At 49.9% G+C, this 1,696-nt stretch carries 1 protein-coding gene; it reads left to right on the top strand.

Annotation, left to right across the window (positions count from 1 at the left end):
- Positions 1 to 71: 71 nt before the first annotated feature.
- Positions 72 to 1,604, top strand: a complete 1,533-nt coding sequence (locus HMPREF3096_RS12835) for an IS3-like element ISKpn38 family transposase (RefSeq protein WP_070544499.1) — start codon at positions 72 to 74, stop codon at positions 1,602 to 1,604.
- The last annotated feature ends 92 nt before the right edge of the window (positions 1,605 to 1,696 follow it).

Below are 1,696 nucleotides of genomic sequence, written 5' to 3' on the forward strand. Positions count from 1 at the left end.
TAGCGTACACGACGCGTGTGAATTGTGCTGAGGAAGTGCGGACAAATTCCTGGACCTTCAGGAGTTAATTTATGCATTCATACGAGGACCGGATTCGGGCCGTCGAACTCTATTACCGGTACGGAAAGAAAGCCTCCGTTGTCGTCATGGAGCTGGGATATCCTTCCACAAAACAGCTGGGCCGTTGGGTTCGGATTTATGAAGAGAAGGGCGATTTACCCAGGGAATTAAAACCAAGAGAACGCTATTCACGTACACAGAAAATTGCTGCTGTTGAGCATTATCTTACTCACGGTGGTTGCCTGTCGTACACTCGCCGAGCCATCGGCTACCCCAGTAACGAAATTCTAAAGCGCTGGATTGAAGAGTTTTACCCAAATGCGCGTCCCCTGGTCATTCGCTCAGGCACAAGCAAATGCTTCAGCCCGCAAGAGAGGTCTCAGGCCGTCCGGGAGCTCTGTAACCGACGTGGAACCGCGCGTAAAGTTGCACAAAGCATAGGCGTCAGCGTCCCGGTCCTGTACAAATGGAAGAAAGACCTTATCAGTGACGAGGCTTATCAATCCATGCGCAAACGAAAGGCAGCCCCTCAGGATAAAAATCAGGATGCTTTACTCGGTGAAATCCAGCGTCTCAGGAAGCAGGTTCATCAGCTGCAGCTCGAACGTGACATACTGACAAAGGCGAATGAACTGATAAAAAAAGATCTGGGCATCAGCTTTCTGAAACTGAAAAACAGGGAGAAAACCCTGATAGTTGATGCCCTTAAGAAAAAGTACCCCGTTGCTGAGTTGCTAAGCGTTCTGCAACTTGCCCGCAGCTGTTATTTTTACCACAAAGCCAGCAAACGTCTGTACGATAAGTATGCGGAAATACGCGTGATCATGGCCGATATCTTTGAGGAGAATTACCGCTGTTACGGCTACCGGCGCCTTCACGCGATGCTTCGCAGTAACAACAGAGTTATTTCTGAAAAGGTTGTCCGCAGACTGATGGCAGAAGAGCAGCTCGTTGTTAAGCGCACCAGGCGACGACGATATAACTCTTACTGTGGCGAAATCGGTCCGGCACCGGAAAATTTACTCGCCCGGGATTTTAGTTCCTGCAGGCCAAATGAGAAGTGGCTGACCGATATTACGGAGTTCCAGCTTCCGGCTGGAAAAGTCTATCTGTCGCCGGTTATCGACTGCTTTGATGGCCAGGTTGTAAGCTGGTCGATAGGAACACGCCCGGACGCGACGCTGGTGAATACGATGCTCGATGACGCACTCGATACGCTCAGCGAACATGATAAACCGGTGATACACAGCGATCGTGGTGGCCATTACCGGTGGCCGGGCTGGCTTGAGCGTATCAACACCTCCGGACTTATAAGGTCCATGTCGCGCAAAGGATGCTCGTCGGATAATGCTGCGTGTGAAGGCTTCTTCGGGCGTATCAAAAACGAAATGTTCTATGGCAGAGACTGGGCGGGTATCACGCTGGAAAAATTTATCTGCTTCCTGGACAGGTACATACGCTGGTATAATGAGAAACGTATCAAGCTATCATTAGGTGCAATGAGTCCTGTGAAGTACCGGCAGCATCTTGGGATCACAACATAACAGTCCAGGAAAACATCCGCAGCCCCTGAGACGACAATAACGCTTTGTGCTGACAATATGTGTCAAGGCTCAATTGAAATGTCCGTTATCCA

This window comes from Klebsiella sp. HMSC25G12 (assembly GCF_001807705.1).
Classification (GTDB): domain Bacteria; phylum Pseudomonadota; class Gammaproteobacteria; order Enterobacterales; family Enterobacteriaceae; genus Klebsiella; species Klebsiella variicola.

Coding starts and splice junctions, on each gene's coding strand:
- HMPREF3096_RS12835 (WP_070544499.1), top strand. CDS start 72: ATGCATTCATACGAGGACCGGATTCGGGCCGTCGAACTCTATTACCGG.